The 2,866-nt window shown below is 68.6% G+C and carries 3 protein-coding genes; all 3 read left to right on the plus strand.

Features of this window, described 5'->3' with window-relative positions; all coding sequences use genetic code 11:
* Positions 1–800: ABC transporter permease (locus ACTUAL_RS20700; protein ID WP_440901410.1), on the plus strand; the 800-nt coding region annotated here is incomplete at its 5' end.
* Positions 801–970: 170 nt separating this feature from the next.
* On the plus strand, positions 971–2,116 hold the full coding sequence (locus tag ACTUAL_RS20705; protein ID WP_096493069.1) for an ABC transporter substrate-binding protein: 1,146 nt from the start codon (positions 971–973) through the stop codon (positions 2,114–2,116).
* A gap of 46 nt (positions 2,117–2,162) precedes the next feature.
* Positions 2,163–2,866 (plus strand): LLM class flavin-dependent oxidoreductase (locus ACTUAL_RS20710; protein WP_440901411.1); only part of this gene is annotated, 704 nt, incomplete at its 3' end.

The raw sequence follows: 2,866 nt of genomic DNA on the forward strand, positions 1-2,866 counted from the left end.
CGTCCCGCAAGCCGGGGCAGTCCAAGCTCAAGGCCGCGCTGCACCCCAAGGTGTGGTCCCCGCTGGCCGTGATGCTCGTGGTGCTGGGCTTCGTGTGGGAGCGGACGGCGGAGACCATGCCGTACCTGCTCCCCCACCTCAACAAGGTGGGCGCGGCGCTCACGAAGGACCCCGCGAAGTTCTTCGACAACGCCTGGTGGACGCTGCAGGAGGCCATGGTCGGCCTGCTGATCGGCTTCACCGCCGCGTTCGTGCTCGCGGTGCTGACCAGCGAGTGGGGCGTGGCCCGCAGGGCGGTCATGCCGATCGCGGTGGTGCTGAACGTGACCCCGCTGGTCGCGATCGCCCCCGTGCTGGTGGTGGCCTTCGGCTTCGGCCCCGAGCCCAAGCTGATCGTGACCGCGCTGATCTGCTTCTTCACCCTGCTGATCAACATCTCGACGGGTCTGCGGTCCGTGCCGCCCGCGGTGCTCCAGGTGTACCAGACCGTCCGGGCCTCCCGGTGGGAGATGCTCTGGCGCATCCGCATCCCCAACGCGCTGCCGTACATCTTCGCCGGGCTGCGCATCGCGTTCCCGCTGTCGATCGTCGGCGCCGTGGTGGCCGAGATGTCCGCGCCGGGCGCCTCGCTGGGCCTCGGCACGATCATCAGCATCTCGTCGTCGATGAACCGGCTCGACATGGTCTTCGCCTCGATCACGATCCTGGCGGTCATGGGCTCGCTGCTGCTGCTCGTGGTGACCACCGTCGAGCGCAAGGTCCTGCACTGGCACGAGTCCACCAAGCAGGGCGCCAAGTAGTCCCGAGCTGAGGCCCGCCGAGCAGGCGGGCCCCGGCCTCCCACCCCGGAGGCCGCCCCAGACCCCCGCCCACCCCGAGGGCGGGTTCGCAAGGAAACACCTGCTGCACCCCAGCACCGGTCACACACCGGTGCGGGTTCCGCATGTCACCTTCACGAGGAGCACCCCTTATGAGGCACCCCCTTGCCCGCGCAGGCCTGGCACTGACCACGGCCATGGGCGTGGCGCTGGCGGCGAGCGGCTGCTTCGCCGGCAGCGACAGCTCGTCCAGCGGCAACGAGAACGCGCCTGCCGCGAACGTCGCGGAGGGCAGCCAGATCTCCGACGAGCGCTGCCAGAAGAACAAGGACGCCGGGAAGATCGTCTACCTGACGGGCTACCAGTACCAGGCGTCCGCCTCGATCCTGGAGTACATCGCCGCCGACAAGCTCGGCTACTTCAAGGCGCTGTGCCTGGACGTCGAGATCCAGCCGGGCACCGGCGACAGCATGGGCAACGCCCGCATGGTGGCCGCCGGTCAGGTCCAGGTCACCCCGATCTCCCTGCAGGAGATCATCGGCGCGCGCGTCGAGGGCGAGGGCTCGAAGATCGTCGGCATCAGCGCGTACTCGTCGTCGGGCCTGGACGTCCTGATGACCAACAAGGACGTCAACAACCTGACCCAGCTCGAGGGCAAGATCCTCGGCCACAAGGGCAAGGTGCCCACCAGCGTCGAGGCGATGCTGAAGAAGGCCGGGGTCAAGTACGACGCCGTCCAGCAGGTCAAGGTCGGCTACGACGCGACGGTCCTGCCGCGCGGCGAGGTCCAGGCGCTGACCGGCTTCATCTCCAACGAGCCGAACCAGCTCGCGGCCCAGAACAAGGATGTCACGGTCTGGCGGCCGTTCACCTTCGGCATCCCCAGCTCCATCGGCGGCATGGCCGCGAACCCGGACTTCGTGACGAAGCACCCGACCGCGGCCCAGGACTTCATGCGCGCGGGCTTCCACGCGTACGAGTACTGCGCGGACGACGCCAAGGTCTCCGAGTGCGTCGGTTACGCCACCGAGGCGGCGGGCGGCGCGAGCGACGCGTACGACCCGAAGCACCAGGAGAAGATCTGGAAGACCGAGGTGGCGGAGATCGAGGCCACCCGGACCAAGACGGTCGCACTGGGCGCGCTCGACCTGGGCCACATCTCGTCGCTGGTGACCTTCCTCAAGGAGGCGAACGCCATGCCGGCTTCGGTGACCGAGGAGACCGCGAAGACCTACTTCGACACCAGCGTCGTCGAGGGCCTGTACGACGCCGACCAGCTCATCTGGCCCGCGCCCTGACGCGTGCCTAGGCACCACCGCTCAACCTGAAAGGCGAAGCCCCGCTATGTCGCGCAAGGATTACGGAATCTTCCTCCCCATCGGCAGTGGCGGGTGGATGCTGTCCACGACGGCTCCCCACCCGCAGGCCACCTACGAGTACAACAAGCGGGCGGCACTGCACGCGGAGGACATCGGCCTGGACTTCATCATGTCGATGGCGAAGTGGCGGGGCTTCGGGGGCACGACCGACCACTGGGGCGAGAGCCTCGAGTCGATGACGATGATGTCCGCGCTCGCCGAGGCCACGAGCCGGGTGCAGGTGTGGGCGACCATGCACGCCAACGTCCACCACCCGGCGATCGCGGCGAAGATGTACACGACGCTGCAGCAGATCTCCGGCGGGCGCGCGGGCATGAACATCGTCAACGGCTCCTACGCGGGTGAGTTCACGCAGTTCGGCCTGTGGGACGCCGAGCTGAGCCACGCCGAGCGGTACCGCATGACGCGCGAGTGGACCGAGGCCGTCAACCGGCTGTGGACCGAGCACTCGGTCTCGTTCGAGAGCGACTTCTTCACCTTGGACGAGGCCGAGTCCCGGCCGCACCCGGAGACCAAGCCGACGATCATCAGCGCGGGCCGCTCGGCGTCGGCCCGCGAGTTCCAGGCGCAGTACGCGGACGGCGCGTTCCTGGCCTCGGACACGCTGGAGGAGATGCGGGAGTACTCCCGCGACGTGCACGCCAGGGCGGAGTCCCTGGGGCGCACGGT

The sequence above is a fragment of the Actinosynnema sp. genome (assembly GCF_052038725.1).